This is a genomic window from Armatimonadota bacterium (genome assembly GCA_025059775.1).
In the GTDB taxonomy this organism is placed as follows: Bacteria; Sysuimicrobiota; Sysuimicrobiia; order Sysuimicrobiales; family Sysuimicrobiaceae; genus Sysuimicrobium.
In genome coordinates this window covers 74,997-90,060 of sequence record JANXCW010000007.1, presented here as the reverse complement: position 1 = coordinate 90,060, position 15,064 = coordinate 74,997, and the positions used below count along the sequence as shown (strand labels likewise).

Here is a 15,064-nt window from a genome sequence, read left to right as displayed (position 1 = left end):
GTCGGCGAGAGCGCCCCAGGAGTTCGGTTCCCGGAAGGAGGTGTGAGGTTGGCCACGGTTCGCGTGGGGAAGGATGAGTCCCTGGACAGCGCCCTCAAGCGGTTCCGCCGGGAGGTGCAGCGGTCGGGCATTCTGGTGGAGGCCAAGCGGCATGAGCACTACGAGAAGCCCAGTGACCGGCGTCGCCGCAAGCTTGCCAAGCGGGCCCGCAAACAGAAGGCGAAGTCCCGGTAGCTCCCTTTCCCGATCGGACAGCTTCCGGGCTCCGAACTTGTTCGGGGCCCGGTTTTTTTGGCCATGACGCTTCTGGAGCGGCTGGGAGAGGATCTCAAACAGGCCCTGAAGGCCAGGGACGCCGTCCGGGTCTCCACCCTGAGACTTGCCCGGGCCGCGCTCCACAACGCGGAGATCCAGCAGGGCCGCTCCCTCACGGAGGAGGAGGCCCAGGAGATCCTGCGGCTCGAGGCCCGGCGCCGGAGAGAGGCCATCGAAGCCTTCCGCCGGGCCGGACGGGAGGAGCTGGCCCATCGGGAGGAGCTGGAGCTCGCGGTGCTCCTGGAGTACCTCCCAACGCTCCTTTCCGAAGAGGAGCTCCGGAAGATCGTGCACGAGACGATCCGGAAGCTCGGAGCCACCACGGAGCGGGACGCGGGCCGGGTGGTGGGGGCGGTGATGCGGGAGATCCGGGGCAGGGCCGAGGGGCGGGACGTGGAGCGGCTGGTGCGGGAGGCCCTGGCTTCCGGGCCGTAGCCGAGGATGGCCAGGAAGCGCTCCCGGCGATCGACCCCTCAAGCGCGGACCTGGAAGCGGGCGATGAGTGCGGGCGGTGTGGTGTTCCGTTCGAGCCCCTCCGGGCCTGAAGTTCTGTTGCTGCTCCACCGCAACGGCAGGTGGATGCTCCCCAAGGGGACCGTGGAGGCAGGGGAGACGGAGGAGGAGGTTGCCCGCCGGGAGGTGGGGGAGGAGGCGGGAGTGCACAACCTCCGGCTGGTGGCGGACCTCGGCGAGGAGCGCTACCGGTTCTACTGGCCTCCGGAGAAGACCTTCTACGACAAGACCGTGCGCTACTATCTCCTGGAGTGGCTGGGAGGGGAGGAGCCTCGTCCGCAGGCGGAGGAGGGGTTTGTGGAGGCCCGGTGGGTACCGTTGGACGAGGCGGTGCGATGGGTGCGGTACCGGGAGACGCGCGAGATCCTGCTTCGAGCCCGGGAGATCCTGAGAGCACGGGAGGAGGCGGGGACGTGAGGGAACCTGCCACCGGAATCATGCACTTCGTGGAGGATACCTTCCGGAAGTACGCGGAGCACGTGAACCCGGGGCTCGTGAAGCTCTGGCGGTTTGCGGGGATCGAGACCGTGGAGTGGGAGGCCGAGGGCGCGGTGGTGCGGGACGTTCACGGTCGGGAATACCTGGACTTCTCCGGCGGTCCCGCGGTCTTCGTCCTGGGCCACCGACATCCGCGGGTAATCCAGGCGGTCATCGAGCAGATCCAGCGTATGCCCATGTCCGTACGGGCCCTGCCCCGGCGGCCGGAGGCGGAACTGGCGGCGCTGCTGGCCGAGATCACGCCCGGTGATCTCCGCTACGCCTTCTTCTGCAACAGCGGGGCCGAGGCGGTAGAAGGAGCCATCAAGCTCGCCCGCGTTGCCACCGGCAAACCGGGGATCCTGGCCACGGAGGGAGCATTCCACGGAAAGACCCTGGGAGCCCTCTCGGCCACGGGCCGGGAGAAGTACCGCAAGCCCTTTGAGCCCCTCGTGCCGGGATTCCGGCACATCCCCTTCGGGGATCCCGGAGCCCTGGAGGAGGCCATCGACGCAGACACCGCGGCCTTCCTGGTGGAGCCCATCCAGGCGGAGGGTGGGGTACGGATCCCCCCGGAGGATTACCTGGCCCGGGTCCGGGAGATCTGCGATCGCAAGGGCATCCTTCTCATCGTGGACGAGGTGCAGACGGGCATGGGGCGGACGGGCCGGATGTTCGCGTGCGAGCACGCGAGGATCACCCCGGACATCCTCACCCTAGCCAAGGGGCTCGGCGGCGGCGTGATGCCCATCGGGGCCTTCGTGGCCCGCCCGCACCTGTGGACAGCCTTCGTCTCCGACCCCTATCTGCATTCCTCCACCTTCGGCGGGAACCCCGCAGCGTGCGCGGCCGCCATCGCCACCATCCGGGTCCTCCTGGAGGAGCGGCTGTGGGAGCGGGCCGTGACCCTCGGCGCGTTCCTGCTCGACGGCCTGCGTTCCTTGGCTGCCCGTTATCCGGACCTCGTGCGGGAGGTGCGTGGGAAGGGCCTGTTGATCGGCCTGGAGTTCACGGATCCGGAAGTGGCGCTGCTGTGCGCCGCGGAGGCCCTGCAGCGCGGGGTGATCTTCTACTTCGCCCTGAACCGGCCCGAGGTGATCCGCATCGCCCCGCCTCTTGTGATCACCCGGGAGCAGATCGCACTCGCTCTAAAGCGTCTGGACATGGCCCTTGGGGCTGTGCGGGAGATGCTGGAGAGCCTCCACGCTGGAGGGACGCAACCCTGAGCTCAACAGCCGGTGAAGGGAGTTCTTTCCCGTGGAGACCATGATCTGGAGGGGGGTACGCAGGCCCTGCCGGTAGCGTCGCCAGTGTACCAGGAGGAAGTCCCAAGCAGGGAGCGCGAGGATCACCCCCAAGGCCACAAGCTCCCAGGTGGACTCCAGGCTAAGGGCGAGGGCCGCGCTCAGGGCTGCCAGCAGGAATCCCAGCATGAGACTCCCGGAGTCGCCCAGGAAGATGCGGGCGGGCGGGAAGTTGTAGCGCAGAGAAATCCCAAGGAGGCTCCAGCCAAGGCCGCGGCCGTAGTAGCCACCACCGCGGGCCGCACCCGGTCCATGCTGGAGCGGACCTCCCGCTCGAGGATTGCCGGCGTTCTCCCCTAACAGATCCCCACAAATCATCCGTTCGGAGGATGGCAGAGGCCCCCGCTAGCGGGCAAGCTCCAAGAGGTGTCGAGGTGTGTAGGCGCACTCGCTATGTCTCCGCAACTCTAGCCCTGGCTGGGGTACTGGTGCTATCCGCGGCGGCCTACGGGTTCGTGATCCAACTCGGAGGATCCACCGGTTACAGGGCGAGGATCGAAGTGATGCAAACGGCGCCGAACCAACTGAAGATCCTCGTCACCAACCTGACGACGTTCGGGTCGTCGGTCCCGCTCCCGACCGGAGTGAGCGCAACGTGTCCGTACCTGGTCGGAAGCGGGCTCGATGCGGCCTGCCGCCTGCTCACTAGCTTCGGCTGGACCCACAATGCGATCCCGCAGAGCATCACGGGAGGGTCTGCGAAGATCGCGGCCGGATCCACTGGGTTAGGGGATAAGCCAGCGCCAAATACTACGTACCCGGCGGGTACGGACTGGAGCGCGGAGTGGGGCTACGGGAACAACGAGCCCATGGACGGCACCGGGAAGCTTGACTTCATCTCGACCAATGTATCCCCACATGACGCAGTTCGCTTCAGACCCCAACCGCGACGGGCCTCAGGGGCTTAACGGCCCGCAGGGTGGCCTGTTGAGCAAGGCCTTCACCGGTGCCGGAGGGCTGGGTTTCGTCCAGGACACCCTGGAGTTTTTCGTGAACTTCAGCGCCGACCTCAGTTCTGCGGATCTCACAGCCCTGCAGAACGCCACCTGGTGGGTGGAGTTCGGGAGCAGCGGCTACTTCCTGTGCGCAGGTCCTGACCCTCGCTGCGGGCCATCAGTTCGGGCTTCCGAGCCAGCGGCTGTGGCGCTCATGGGCATGGCCCTCGCGGGGGCACTGACCGCGAGCGGCCTGAAGCGCCGCAAGCGCGTCGCGTAGCGCGGGCCCTCCCCAGGCCGGGTGCAGACGTTTCAAGTCTCCGGAAGTCCTCCGCCGACCGATGCCGGCCAATCCTCCGGTCGGAGGGAGGAAAGAGGAAAGCAGTTGGGCACGCGGGTAGATGATGCCCTGGGAGGGTGCCCGTGGCAGGAGGCCCGTGCAGTCAACTTGTTGCCTCCCACTGGTCGCAGATAGACTCGGGGGCGTCGCCCGGCTGGCCCGCCTGTCCCTCGTCCCAGTCCTGTTCGGGCTCGTCCTGCTCCTGGGCGGCCGCCGGCAGGCGCGGCTCCTGGCGTTTCCCCCGCTGGTCCCCACTCCTGCAAGCCCGCGTACTCACAAGTGGTATCCCACGTTGTCTGGGGGGATTACCGGTGAGGGGGTATCCAGAGATCACCCTGGGAGCTCTCCCGGAGGGAGAGCTGCACTTCCTGATCCGTTTTCAGCAGGAACGCCCGCTCCAGCTCGTCAATCCCCTGGAGGTCCTGGTAGAGCTCGAAGGCCTCTTCCGAGATCATGCTCCGCAGCTGCGCCTCCAGGCGCAGCTTGCTCAGGAAAAACTGCTCCAGGTGGATGCGCCGGTAGAGCCACACGTGGTGCTGGAGGATCTGTCGCAGCTTCTGCTCGTGGCTGAACAGGAGGTCCCGGCGGTCCAGGAGCTCTTCGGCCCGCCGGTAGGAACGTTGGAGGTCTACCAGGAGGTCCCGCAGATCCTGGATGAGGGCCTCCGGGGTCGTGTCGCCCCGCGCGGCCTGCCGGATGGCGCGCAGAAGGCGCCCCTCTATGAGCCGCAGACCGTGCACCAGCTCCGTGAGGGTGCGGGCGAGGCCGGGATTCGGAGGATGCTGGAGCTTGGTCACGCGTCTCGGCGCATTCATGGACTCCCCTCCCGCGCTCCGCTCGGGCCCTCTCCGCTCCCCTGTTGTCCGGAAAAGCCTGACCTAGATCCCCCGTGCTCCGCGCAGGGAGGCGTCCGGTCGTTCCTCCCGGGCCTGCCGGGATCCGTTCCTCCCTACGCGTTCCGTCCGAACGAGGTTCAGGAATACCACACCCCCGCTCAGGATCCCCGCGGAGATCGCGGTGCCCACCACCCCCCAAAGCGCCATTCCGATCCCGCTCGCCCCCAGCACCGCGCTGAGCCCGCAGATCCGCATCACCACCTCACCCGGCCGCAGCCCCGATTCCAGCAGCCGATGGGGCAGGTGATCCTTTCCCGTGGAGACCATGATCTGGATGGGGTTGCGCAGCCCGTTCCGGTAGCGCCGCCAGTGCACCAGCAGGAAGTCCCAGGCCGGAAGCCCGAGGATCACGCCGAGAGCGGCGATCTCCCAGGCGGAGTCCAGGCTGAGGGCCAAAGCGGCGCTCAACGCCGCCAGCAGGAACCCCAGCATGAGGCTTCCAGAATCCCCCAGGAAGATGCGGGCGGGCGGGAAGTTATAGCGCAAAAACCCTAAGGACGCCCCTGCCAGGGCCGCGGCCGTTGTGGCCACCGCCCATCGCTGGGCCAGGATGGCGAGGAGGGCCAGCGCCCCCGCGCTCACCGCCGCGGCGCCCGAAGCCGTCCCGTCCGCGCAGTCCAGACAGTTGAGGGCGTTCGCGAGCCCCACGATCCACCCCGCGGCCACGAGATAGCCCGCGTAAGGCCAGGGAAGCCCCAGCCGGAAATCCCCCAGCCACACGATGAGCACCACCACGCCCGCCTCTACCGCCAGCTTCGCAGCCCCTACTCCCCGCACGTCGTCCACGATCCCGATCAGGGCGAAGGCCGCAGCGCCCGCAAGCAGCAGGATCACGTGCAGATCGTTCACCGGCCGGGCCCACAGCAGGGTCGCGGAGCTGAAGGCCAGGTAGACCGCCGCCCCGCCCAGAAGCGGAGTGGGCACCCGGTGGAGCTTGCGGGGAGCGGGCAGGTCCAAAATCCCGAGCCTCCGGGCCGCCCACGCGGCCGCGGGGGTGGTCAGGAGGGCCAGCGCTAGCGCGCAGAGGAAGGCGAGGAGGACACCCGCCACCTTGTTCTCTCCTGTGCCACTAGCGCGGCTTCCAGGGCCAGAAAGATCCGGTCCACCTCCTCCTCTTGGAGCGATGGATACAGGGGGAGCGAGAGCGCGGTGCGGTACGCCCGCTCCGTACGGGGAAATCCCGATAGGCTTAGGTACCGGTGGAGGGGCCAGAATACGGGCGGAGGGCTCTCCACGCCGTACGCCTGCAGGGCCTCTCGGACCTTTGCCGCATCGGGCACGGAAACCACGTACCGGTAGTAGATGGGGGCCGAACCGGGCCGCACGGCCGGGGGCCGCAATCCCAGGACCTGAACCCGCTCCGCGTACCGGGCCGCGAGGCTCCGCCGACGGTCCAACATCTCCGGCAGCCTGCGGAGCTGCGAGAACCCCAGGGCGGCCTGGAAATCCGTGAGCTTGTAGTTAAACCGGGTTCGCAGGCGGCGACGACCGTCGTAGTCCCGGAGATCCCGAACCCGGCGCAGCAGGAGCTCCGAGTCCGAGAGCACCATCCCGCCTTCCCCCGTGGTCAGCACCTTTGTGGCGTAGAAGGAGCAGACGGCCACATCCCCGAAGGAGCCCACGGGTCTTCCGTCCACCGCGGCCCCCAGGGCCTGGGCGATGTCCTCGATCACGGGAATCCCCAACCCACACAGGGCTTCGATTGCCGCGGGAGTCCCGAACATATGGGGGACCAGCACGGCCCGGGTGCGCCGGGTGATCGTCTGCCGGACTTCTTCCACCGAGAGGTTGTAGCCTTCGGGTTCCAGGTCCACCAGTTTCGGGACCGCGCCCACGTAGCGCACCGCCTGGAGCAATGCCACGCAGGTGTAGCTCGGTAGGATCACCTCGTCCCCGCTTCCGACTCCCAGGGCCACAAGCGCCAGGTGCAGCGCCGCGGTCCCGGAGCTGGTGGCTACCCCGTCCCGAAGGCCCAGGAACCGGGCCACCGCCTGCTCGAACCGGCGGGTGACCTGGCCTTGGCTGATCCGTCCCGAGCGCAGGACCTCAGCCACCGCCTGGATGTCCACCTCATCCAGGGTGGGGCGGGAGTGGGGGACTACAGCACCATGCGGTGGCACGTGAACGCCTCCGCGGCCTGTACGGAGATCTCAGAACCCCGCAGCCGCGCAAGCCGCTCCACGTTCGCCACGCTCCCGTGGTGGGGGTCGGGACGCAGCTGGGAGGCGTGACAGCGAAGGGCCCGCAGCTTCACCTCGAGGAACTCCGAGATGTCCACGTAGAAGTTGGGGTGGAAGGGAGCAGGGCTCCAGCACAGCTGCGGGGCGTCACACGACAGCACCAGCCGCACGAAGGGCTTGTCCTCCGGGAGGTGCGGCCGGCAGGCGGCAAACCCGGCCCAGAAGAGGGCCTCGTGGTCCTGGTTGTAGCTGGGGTGGGGCAGGATCACCGCCGTGGGCCGGATCCGGTCGATGCTGTAGCGGGCCTCCCGCTCCAGCAGCGTCACCAGGTCCCGACGGGGGACTGCGTCCAGACGCATGTGCCGGTGGGTGTCCTCGAAGAGGACCTCGTACCCGTCCACCCCCAGGACCTCCATGGCCGCCCGCAGCTCCTCCAGACGCTGGGCGCCCCGCACCAGCGGGTGCTCGGCGGAGTAGTGTCGGAGGTCGCCCACCGACCCCACGATCACGAACACCTCCCCACCTGAAGCCTTCACCTTGGCCACGGTTCCCCCGCACCCGTAGACTTCGTCATCAGGGTGCGGGGCGACCACCAAAACCCGCTGGCCCACCCAGAACCCGTCCATCGGTCTCGATCCATCCTAGACGGATCCCCGCTCAGTGGCTTCTATCCGAATGAACGGTTTGACCTAATCAAGCGAAGGATTGTGGGAGGGAGGGAACCCTTTGATCCCGAGCTTTCCTCCGAATGGAGGACGGACAAGGGGTCGGGGGAGGCGCCAGTTTTTAGGCAAGCAGTTCTCAGGCTAATGAGGGGAAGATGCGGAAGGTAGGAAGGGGGCTGGTGTTTGGGGTTGCGTTGCTCTTGCTCGCCGGAGCCTTGCCCGCCTGGGCACAGGAGCGGCCCGGGGAGGTGCCTGAACCCGGCGGGATTGTGCTGATGGGGACCGCTCTGTTCGGAGCCCTGACGGCCCTGGGGCTTGCGAGTTGGTGACGAACCTGACCACCTTCGAACTGTCGGTCCCCCTGCCGACGGGAGTGAGTGGGTCGTGCCCTCAGCTGGTGACGGCTGGTTTGGACGCCGCCTGCCGGCTGCTCACGAGTTTCGGGTGGACCCCCAATGCCATCGCGCAGAGCATCACGGGCGGGTCGGCAAAGATCGCAAGCGGATCCACGGGTTCTGGTGATCCTGCGGGGCCACCTCCGGCCACCACCTACCCGGCAGTTCGCTTCAGGCCCCAACCGCGACGGGCCTCGGGGGCTTGACGGCCCGCAGGGTGGCCTGTTGAGCACGGCCTTCACCGGTGCCGGAGGGCTGGGTTTCGTCCAGGACACCCTGGAGTTTTTCGTGAACTTCAGCGCCGACCTCAGTTCTGCGGATCTCACAGCCCTGCAGAACGCCACCTGGTGGGTGGAGTTCGGGAGCAGCGGCTACTTCCTGTGCGCGGGGCCGGACCCTCGGTGCCCTCGCGTTGCGGCCTCGGAGCCCGCCTCCCTGGCCCTGATGGGGACGGCCCTGGTGGGGGTGGTGGCCGCGGCAGGGCTCGCGCGCCGCAGGCGGCCCGCGTAGGCATCGGCTCGAGGTCCCTCCTCCGAACGATCCCTCCCGATCCTCCCCCCGGATGAAGGCGCCTCAGCGCCCAAAGCGCAATCCTCCGAAGTGAGGAGCGACTCGTGGAGGGCAACCTGCGCCGTTACGCCACCGCGGCAGGACTCGGAGGGATCGCGGCCCTCCTGGGGTGGCTGTACGCCCCCGTGGTCCGGGACATGGCCGCCCAGTGGGCGGTGGACACCACCTACGGCTACGGCTACTACATCCCGCCCGTGGCCGCCTACCTGGTCTGGGAGCGGCGCCGGACCCTGCGGGCCTGCCGTCCGGGGGGGACGTGGCTTGGGCTTCCCGTGCTTTTTTGGGGACTTGCCGCCCTGGTCCTGGGCCGGACCGGCGGGATCGCGATCCTGGCCCGCGCCTCCCTGATCCCGGTGCTCTTGGGCCTTGTGCTGCTCCTGGGTGGCTGGAGCGTGGTGCGGCTGGTGGCGTTTCCGGTGCTGTTTTTGGGGCTGATGATCCCCCTCCCCCAGGGCCTGCTCCAGCGGCTCACCTGGCCCCTGCAGATCTTCACGGCCCAGTTCAGCGCGGAGGTGCTGCAGCTGCTGGGCTACCCCGTGTACGTGGAGGGCATCTACATCGACCTCCCCAACGTGCAGCTGGAGGTGGCGGAGGCCTGCAGCGGGTTCCGGTCGCTGGTGGCCCTCACGGCCACGGGGGTCCTCCTCGCGCACCTGACCCAGGAGCGGTGGCGGGAGCGGGTGGTGCTCGTGGCCTCCGTGGTCCCCATCGCCGTCCTCGCCAACGCCGTGCGGGTGACCAGCAACATCGCCCTGGGCATCTACGAGGGCACCTACCACACGGTCTCCGGCTGGATGGTGTTCGTGGTGGCCACCGCCATGCTGGTCGGGGTCTCCTCGGCCCTGGGCCGCGGCTCGAGGACGGCATGAGCGGGCCGAAGGTCCTGGCCGCGCTTGGTAGCCTTCTCTTGAGCGCTGCGGTGCTGCAGGCCGGCCTCGGGCAGGCCACCCCGCTCCCGGAGGGGTTGGAGACGCTGCCCCGCCGGATGGAGGGGTGGACCGGTAGCCAGGAGGCGCCCGACCCCGATGCCCTCGCCCGCACCCGGCCGGGGGCCTGGCTCAGCCGGCGCTATACGGATTCGCAGGGCAGGCCCGTGCTCCTCTACATCGCATACTTCGCCCGGGATTTCTCTCGGGCCCAGGTCCAGGCCGCCTGCTGGGGGGATTGCCAGGTGCGGGAGGTGGGTCCCCATCGGGTGCGCCGTCTGGGCGTGGAGGTGAACCGGGCGCTGGTGGTGCAGCACGGCGAGCCCGCGGTGGTCCTGTACTGGTACCAGCTGGGGCGCCGCGCGGTGCGGGATCCGTACCGGGCAAAACTGGATCAGGTCCGGCGGGCGCTCGTGGAACGCAGGTCGGACGGGGCCCTGGTGCGGGTCTCGGCTCCTGTGCAGTCGGACCAGGAAGAAGCCCTGCGTCGAGCGGAGGCCTTCCTGCGGGCGGCCCTGCCCGAAATCCTGCGGCGCCTGCCGGAGTGAGGAGGCGGGGATGACGGTGGACGCCTTGCACGCGCCGAAGATCCGATCGGGGCGGCCTCGGCGGCTGTGGATCCTGGGGCTGTCGCTGCTCGGCGTGGTGCTGCTGGCCACCGCGGGCCTTGCCGTGTGGCGCAGCCCGCAGGTGCGCCTTGCCCGCAACTGGAGGCAGGCCGAGGCCTTCTTCGCCGCGGAGCGCTACCGGGAGGCGGTCATCGCCTACCGCAACATCCTGCGAATCCGGCCGGAGGACGCCCGGGCTCACTACCGGCTGGGCTTCTCTTACCTGCGGCTCGGGGACCTTCCCCGCGCACACGGTTCCCTCCGGAAGAGCCTGGAGCTCGATCCCGGGTACCTGGATCCTCGCCTCGCCCTCGCGGAGCTGTACCTGGCGGCCCGCGAGCCTGCCCGAGCCGAGGAGGAGGCCCGGGCGGTACTCTTCCGAAGACCCCAGGACGCGAGGGCGCACCTTCTGCTGAGTCAGGCCGTGGGCTCCCGGGGAAACGCCGGGCAGGCCCTGGAGCTGGTGGATGCGGCGCTGCGCCTGGATCCGAAGCTAGGCCGGGCGTACGTGTGGAAGGCCACCCTGCTCCTGGCCGGAAAGCGGGTGGAAGATGCCGAGCGGGTGCTGCGGGAAGGGGTACGGCGGGCGCCGCAGGATCCGGATCCCCGGGTCTCCCTCGCGGCACTGTTGGCCCGCACGGATCGTGGGCAGGAGGCGGAACGGGTCCTCAAGCAGGCCGCGGAGGACCTGCGCCTCCGGCCCGAGCCGCTCGTGGCCCTGGGGGACTTCTATGCGTCCCGGCGCAAGCTGACGGAAGCCATGGACCACTACCGCCGGGCGTGGGATCTGGCGCCGCACGCCAACGCGGCCCCTCTCAAACTCGGGGAACTGTTGCTCGTGCAGGAACGGTGGGAGGAGGCCGCGGAGGTGGCCCGCAAGCTCCTCCTCGCCAACGCCAACGACCCCCTTGCTCACTACCTCCTGGGCCGGGCCCGGCTGGGGGAGGGGAAGCTCGACAAGGGGGTGGAGGCACTGCGGGCCACGGTGCTGCTGGCTCCGCACCTGGTGCAGGCCCGGTTTCTGCTGGCTCAGGCCTACCTCGTGCAGGGAAAGCCTGAGCGGGCCCGGGAGCAGCTGGAGGAAGCCACGAAGCGCGCGCCCCACTTCGTCCTGGCCCGGGTGACCCTCGCGAACGTGTATGCGGCCATGGGCCTGTTCGACCGCGGGGAACGGGAGCTCCAGAAGCTCGTAGCCCTCTTTCCGAAGAGGGCCGCGGCATACATCGCCTTAGGCGACTTCTACGCCCGCCGGCAGCGGCTCGATCGGGCTCTGGGGGCCTACCGGAAGGCCGCGGAGGTGGAGCCCAGGAACGTGGCCGCCCGCATCCGTGCGGGGATCACCCTCCGGCTCCTGGGAGTGCTCGATGCGGCGTTGCGGGAGTTCGAGGAGGCCCTGGGCATCCGGCCCGATGCCGCCGATGCCCTCGCGGAGATCGCCCGGGTGCACGTCCAGCGCAGGCGGTTCGACTTAGCCATCGCCCGCGTGCAGCAGGAGATCCGGAAGTACCCCGAGCACTCGAACGCCTACGTGGTGCTGGGGATGGTCTACGAGGAGATGGGAGACCTGGTGCGGGCGGAGCAGGCGTACATCCGGGGGACTGTGGCCAACCCTCGACTCCCCCGGGCCTACCTCATGCTGGGCCGGCTGTACGCACGGCAGGGGAAGTTCGAACTGGCGACCCGGAAGTACGAGGAGGCGCTGCGGCTCGATCCCCGCAACCCAAACCTCTACACCCTCATCGGCAACCTGCACGAGCAGCAGGGCAACGTGGACCTGGCCATGAGCTACTACGAGCGGGCCTTGCGGGTGGATCCCAACTACGCGCTCGCCGCCAACAACCTCGCTTACCTCCTGGCGGACCGGGGAACGAACCTGGACCGCGCCCTGGAGCTCGCGAAGATGGCCAGAGAGCGCCTGCCGCAGGACCCCAACGTGGCCGACACGCTGGGGTGGGTCTACTACAGACGAGGGCAATTCCAAGAGGCTTTGCCGCTGCTGCAGGAAGCGGCGCGGGGGCTACCCGACAACCCCACCGTGCGCTACCACCTGGGCATGGCCCACTACCGGCTCGGCAACCGCCAGGAGGCCGTACGGGAACTACGGGCCGCCCTGGCCGGGAAAGGGGAGTTCCGGGAGTCCGGGGAGGCCCAGCGGGTTCTGGGGGAGCTGGGGGCCTCGGCGCGGTAGACTCGGGTCGGTGGCCGTCCGAGGGCCGCGGCTATTTCCCCACCGCGGCGATCAGGAGGACTCCGGTGCGGTCGGCGGCTTGCTGGGCCGAGGGGTGGATCACGAATCCGAACAGGGCTGGTACGGGAGTCCCTGTAAGCTGAGGCGCGAGGCTGCGGACTCGGCGCGCCAGGACTTCCACATCCCGGCCGTAGATCCGGCTCCGGACTTCGCCCACCACCACGATCCGCTCGCCGTCCCGGGTCCCCTCTCCGAAGAAGTCCACCTCCACTTCCTCACCGTCCACGGTGAAGAAGCGGCGCTCCAGGCTCTCCACCCGGATGCCGAAGCGCTGGGCGAGGTAGGAAGGGCCCAATTCCCGGGCCAGCTCCTCCAGGGTGAACCCCACGGCGTCCGAGAGCCGGCCTACTTGTTGGGCGAGCTGCTGCAAGGCTAACTCGGTACGGGCCTGGGCATCTTCCAGGCGTGCGACGGCCTCCTCGAGGCGGCTCACCCGTTCCTCGGTTCTGAGTTGGGCTTCCGCGAGGCGTGCGACGGCCTCCTCCCCGAGCTCCCGCACCACCCTCGGTAGCTCCAGGAGCTCATCGGTGAGCAGCACCCGGCGGAGCTCCTCCCGCCACTCGGGGCGCTCCCTGAGCAGCTTCAGCAGGTCCTGGAAGTCCTTCACCGTGAAGGGCATCTCAAGCATATTGTACCTCAGGCCAAGGCCGAGGCCTTGGCCGGCAGCGCTGCTGGATCTCGATGTCGCACGGCGGGGCGGTGCCGTGACGCAGAAGAACGCCTCACCTGGTCGGGCTTGCGCCAGGAGAGGTAGAGTCGACCTAACTGGTGCGGAACAGGTTCGCGGCCGGCCACCCCTGGATGGTCACGTACTCATCCAACCGGAGGATTTGCGTGGATCAGATGGTTGAATTGGCCTGGGCTCCGGATCGCTCTGCGGCCAAACCTGAGGGCCCCGCCCGGGCGGGGCCCTCGCGCTTTCGGGAGGGGTTAGCCGGCGCTACCCGACCCGGCTGGCCCTGCGCCGGCCGCCCACCAGCACCGAACCGAGTCCGATGCCGAACAGCGACAGCATCCCCGGCTCTGCCACCCGGGGCCGGACCTCGAAGTCAAAGCTGGAGTTCCCAGCCCTCGAGTGGGCGATCTTCGCCTCCAGGGTGAGGGCGAACGGCGCGGTGGCAGAAGCCGCTCCTGTTGCGTTTCCGCTGTACCCACCAGGCCCGAAAGGCCCGAAGGACGCGAGGAGGCTACCTTTGCCGAACAACGTGTTAGCGTCATCCAGGTAGGCCCAGAACTGGGCGGTGCCGCCCGGAGGGGCAGTGCCGCCCACCGCCAGGGCCGCAGGATAGATCCCGCCCGGAAGCGGCCCCGTGTACCCAGTGTGGCTGGCCTGGATCAGGAGCGTGCCGGGTCCGCCCGAGACGTTCACAGAGTTCAAGTCCAGGATGGCGAAGCTCAAACTTCCCAGGACCGGCTCCGTGATCGCGGTCGTCACGTTCACGGTGAAGGGGCCGACCGCGCCGATGAAGGTCACAACCCCGGGGGCGGGGTTTGCATCACAACTCAGATTTCCGTCGTCGCACTGGACCCACGTTGCCCCGCCGTCGGTCGACAGCCGGACAGACACCGCCGCCGCCACGAGGGGGACGGCGAGGACAAACAGTCCGGCCAGCAGGATCGCCAGCCGCCTTCGACCCGATACCCAACACGCGCCAAGCCCCTTCCTACCCATGACGCCTCCCCTTAGTAGACCTGCCTTCCTTATAGGCCGGACACAGGAGCCTGTCCCTCCTCCATCGGAAGGATTTTGGACGGATCGGATGGGGGGAAGGTTCTAGTTCTTTTTCCGGCTCAACTCCAGCAGGGTCTCCAGCTCCTCCCGGAAGGCCTCCCGACCTTTAGGGGTGGCCCGGATCCAGGTGCGGGGCCTTCGACCCACGTATCCCTTGTCCACCGCGATGTAGCCCGCTTCCTCCAGCACCCGGAGGTGGGCCGAGAGGTTTCCCGGAGTCAAGTCCAGCAGCTCCCGGAGCGCCTCGAACTCCAGGGCGCTTCCCTCCGGCAGGGAGGAGAGGGCCGCCATGATGCGCAGACGGGTCCCCTGGGCGAGCGCATCCCGGCCCATCTACCGCCACCCCCACCGAACCCCCGTGAGAAGCCCGCTCGCCAGCAGGGCAGCTGCCCATGCGAGGGCACCGATGGCTCCCAGGGAGGTGGGGGCCAGGAGGTAGCCCAATAGCACGGCAACCCCTGCTCCGGCCCCGACTGCGGCCGCCACCGGGAACCACCACATCCCGTACAGCACATAGCCCAGCGCGAACACCAGGTGAACCGCAAGCCCTCCTGCCGCCGACCAGCCCAGGCCGGTAAGGTACGGAAGACCCAGGGCCACGGCCGTTACCAGGCCCCAGTGAAGGGGGTGCCGCCACCAGAGGGGATCCTGTACCCGGGCCCGGGGCCCCAATACCGCTCCCAGGATCCCGCTCCCCACGGCCCCGAGGCCCACCAGGACCGGCCAGGCTACCCTCCTGACCTCCCATGCGCCCACGAGCTCGCTCAGTCCTCCTCCGAGGAGCACGAGTCCCCACAGGAGGAAGTAGGGGCCCCACAGACCAGCCACGGCCCACCGCCGGGCCCGGTCCACCACGTCCCGCACCTTCTGGACTTCCCGCTCCAGCCCTTCCTCGGCCACCATCTTGATCACCTCCCAAATAAATTTGTACTACAGAGTACTTTGCATGGTATTCGCCTG

The 15,064-nt window shown here is 68.7% G+C and carries 18 protein-coding genes and 1 pseudogene; 10 read left to right on the top strand and 9 right to left on the bottom strand.

Going from position 1 to position 15,064, the window contains the following annotated elements; genetic code table 11:
- The first annotated feature begins 48 nt into the window (after positions 1-48).
- From rpsU to N0A24_06905, 4 genes are all read left to right on the top strand, one after another.
- A complete protein-coding gene (gene rpsU, locus N0A24_06920) occupies positions 49-234 on the top strand; it encodes a 30S ribosomal protein S21 (GenBank protein ID MCS7173113.1) in 186 nt (61 codons plus the stop codon).
- Positions 235-297: 63 nt separating this feature from the next.
- Positions 298-750 carry a GatB/YqeY domain-containing protein gene (locus tag N0A24_06915; protein MCS7173112.1) on the top strand — a complete coding sequence of 151 codons (453 nt, stop codon included), beginning with the start codon at positions 298-300 and terminating at the stop codon, positions 748-750.
- Positions 751-813: 63 nt separating this feature from the next.
- Entirely contained in the window at positions 814-1,245 is a 432-nt protein-coding gene (locus tag N0A24_06910; GenBank protein ID MCS7173111.1) for an NUDIX domain-containing protein, read from the top strand.
- Positions 1,242-2,531: an aminotransferase class III-fold pyridoxal phosphate-dependent enzyme gene (locus N0A24_06905; GenBank protein ID MCS7173110.1), complete on the top strand. Its 1,290-nt coding sequence runs from the start codon at positions 1,242-1,244 to the stop codon at positions 2,529-2,531. The genes N0A24_06910 and N0A24_06905 overlap by 4 nt, the downstream gene beginning before the upstream one ends.
- A 177-nt stretch (positions 2,532-2,708) precedes the next feature.
- On the opposite strand, the pseudogene N0A24_06900 reads toward N0A24_06905, so the two are convergent.
- A pseudogene (locus N0A24_06900) lies at positions 2,709-2,824 on the bottom strand (undecaprenyl/decaprenyl-phosphate alpha-N-acetylglucosaminyl 1-phosphate transferase).
- Between the two features lie 643 nt (positions 2,825-3,467).
- Between N0A24_06900 and N0A24_06895 the strand changes: the two are divergent.
- On the top strand, positions 3,468-3,824 hold the full coding sequence (locus N0A24_06895; GenBank protein MCS7173109.1) for a hypothetical protein: 357 nt from the start codon (positions 3,468-3,470) through the stop codon (positions 3,822-3,824).
- Between the two features lie 365 nt (positions 3,825-4,189).
- On the opposite strand, the gene N0A24_06890 is transcribed toward N0A24_06895, so the two are convergent.
- The 4 genes from N0A24_06890 to N0A24_06875 form a co-directional block, all read right to left on the bottom strand.
- Complete coding sequence (locus N0A24_06890) at positions 4,190-4,699, bottom strand: hypothetical protein (GenBank protein MCS7173108.1); 510 nt, start codon at positions 4,697-4,699, stop codon at positions 4,190-4,192.
- A gap of 63 nt (positions 4,700-4,762) precedes the next feature.
- Complete coding sequence (locus N0A24_06885) at positions 4,763-5,830, bottom strand: undecaprenyl/decaprenyl-phosphate alpha-N-acetylglucosaminyl 1-phosphate transferase (protein ID MCS7173107.1); 1,068 nt, start codon at positions 5,828-5,830, stop codon at positions 4,763-4,765.
- The gene (locus N0A24_06880; protein ID MCS7173106.1) at positions 5,794-6,900 is read right to left on the bottom strand and encodes a DegT/DnrJ/EryC1/StrS family aminotransferase; all 1,107 of its coding nucleotides are present in this window, start codon (positions 6,898-6,900) and stop codon (positions 5,794-5,796) included. Before N0A24_06880 ends, N0A24_06885 begins: the two co-directional genes overlap by 37 nt.
- Entirely contained in the window at positions 6,879-7,586 is a 708-nt protein-coding gene (locus N0A24_06875; protein MCS7173105.1) for a PIG-L family deacetylase, read from the bottom strand. The genes N0A24_06880 and N0A24_06875 overlap by 22 nt, the downstream gene beginning before the upstream one ends.
- Positions 7,587-7,780: 194 nt before the next feature.
- Here N0A24_06875 and N0A24_06870 point away from each other — a divergent pair, with 194 nt between their 5' ends.
- The 5 genes from N0A24_06870 (at position 7,781) to N0A24_06850 (ending at position 12,312) form a co-directional block, all read left to right on the top strand.
- On the top strand, positions 7,781-7,954 hold the full coding sequence (locus tag N0A24_06870) for a hypothetical protein (GenBank protein ID MCS7173104.1): 174 nt from the start codon (positions 7,781-7,783) through the stop codon (positions 7,952-7,954).
- A gap of 291 nt (positions 7,955-8,245) precedes the next feature.
- Positions 8,246-8,530 (top strand): PEP-CTERM sorting domain-containing protein, encoded by a 285-nt coding sequence (locus N0A24_06865; protein MCS7173103.1) that lies wholly within the window; start codon positions 8,246-8,248, stop codon positions 8,528-8,530.
- Positions 8,531-8,634: 104 nt separating this feature from the next.
- Entirely contained in the window at positions 8,635-9,459 is an 825-nt protein-coding gene (locus N0A24_06860; GenBank protein ID MCS7173102.1) for an exosortase/archaeosortase family protein, read from the top strand.
- Positions 9,456-10,064, top strand: a complete 609-nt coding sequence (locus N0A24_06855) for an EpsI family protein (protein MCS7173101.1) — start codon at positions 9,456-9,458, stop codon at positions 10,062-10,064. The genes N0A24_06860 and N0A24_06855 overlap by 4 nt, the downstream gene beginning before the upstream one ends.
- Before the next feature lie 10 nt (positions 10,065-10,074).
- Complete coding sequence (locus N0A24_06850; GenBank protein MCS7173100.1) at positions 10,075-12,312, top strand: tetratricopeptide repeat protein; 2,238 nt, start codon at positions 10,075-10,077, stop codon at positions 12,310-12,312.
- Positions 12,313-12,343: 31 nt separating this feature from the next.
- On the opposite strand, the gene N0A24_06845 is transcribed toward N0A24_06850, so the two are convergent.
- The 4 genes from N0A24_06845 to N0A24_06830 all read right to left on the bottom strand — a co-directional run bounded on the left by N0A24_06845 (position 12,344) and on the right by N0A24_06830 (position 15,007).
- Entirely contained in the window at positions 12,344-13,000 is a 657-nt protein-coding gene (locus tag N0A24_06845) for a hypothetical protein (GenBank protein ID MCS7173099.1), read from the bottom strand.
- A gap of 312 nt (positions 13,001-13,312) precedes the next feature.
- On the bottom strand, positions 13,313-14,044 hold the full coding sequence (locus N0A24_06840) for a hypothetical protein (protein ID MCS7173098.1): 732 nt from the start codon (positions 14,042-14,044) through the stop codon (positions 13,313-13,315).
- Between the two features lie 102 nt (positions 14,045-14,146).
- Positions 14,147-14,437, bottom strand: a complete 291-nt coding sequence (locus N0A24_06835; protein MCS7173097.1) for a transcriptional regulator — start codon at positions 14,435-14,437, stop codon at positions 14,147-14,149.
- Positions 14,438-15,007 (bottom strand): hypothetical protein, encoded by a 570-nt coding sequence (locus N0A24_06830; protein ID MCS7173096.1) that lies wholly within the window; start codon positions 15,005-15,007, stop codon positions 14,438-14,440.
- Positions 15,008-15,064: the final 57 nt, after the last annotated feature.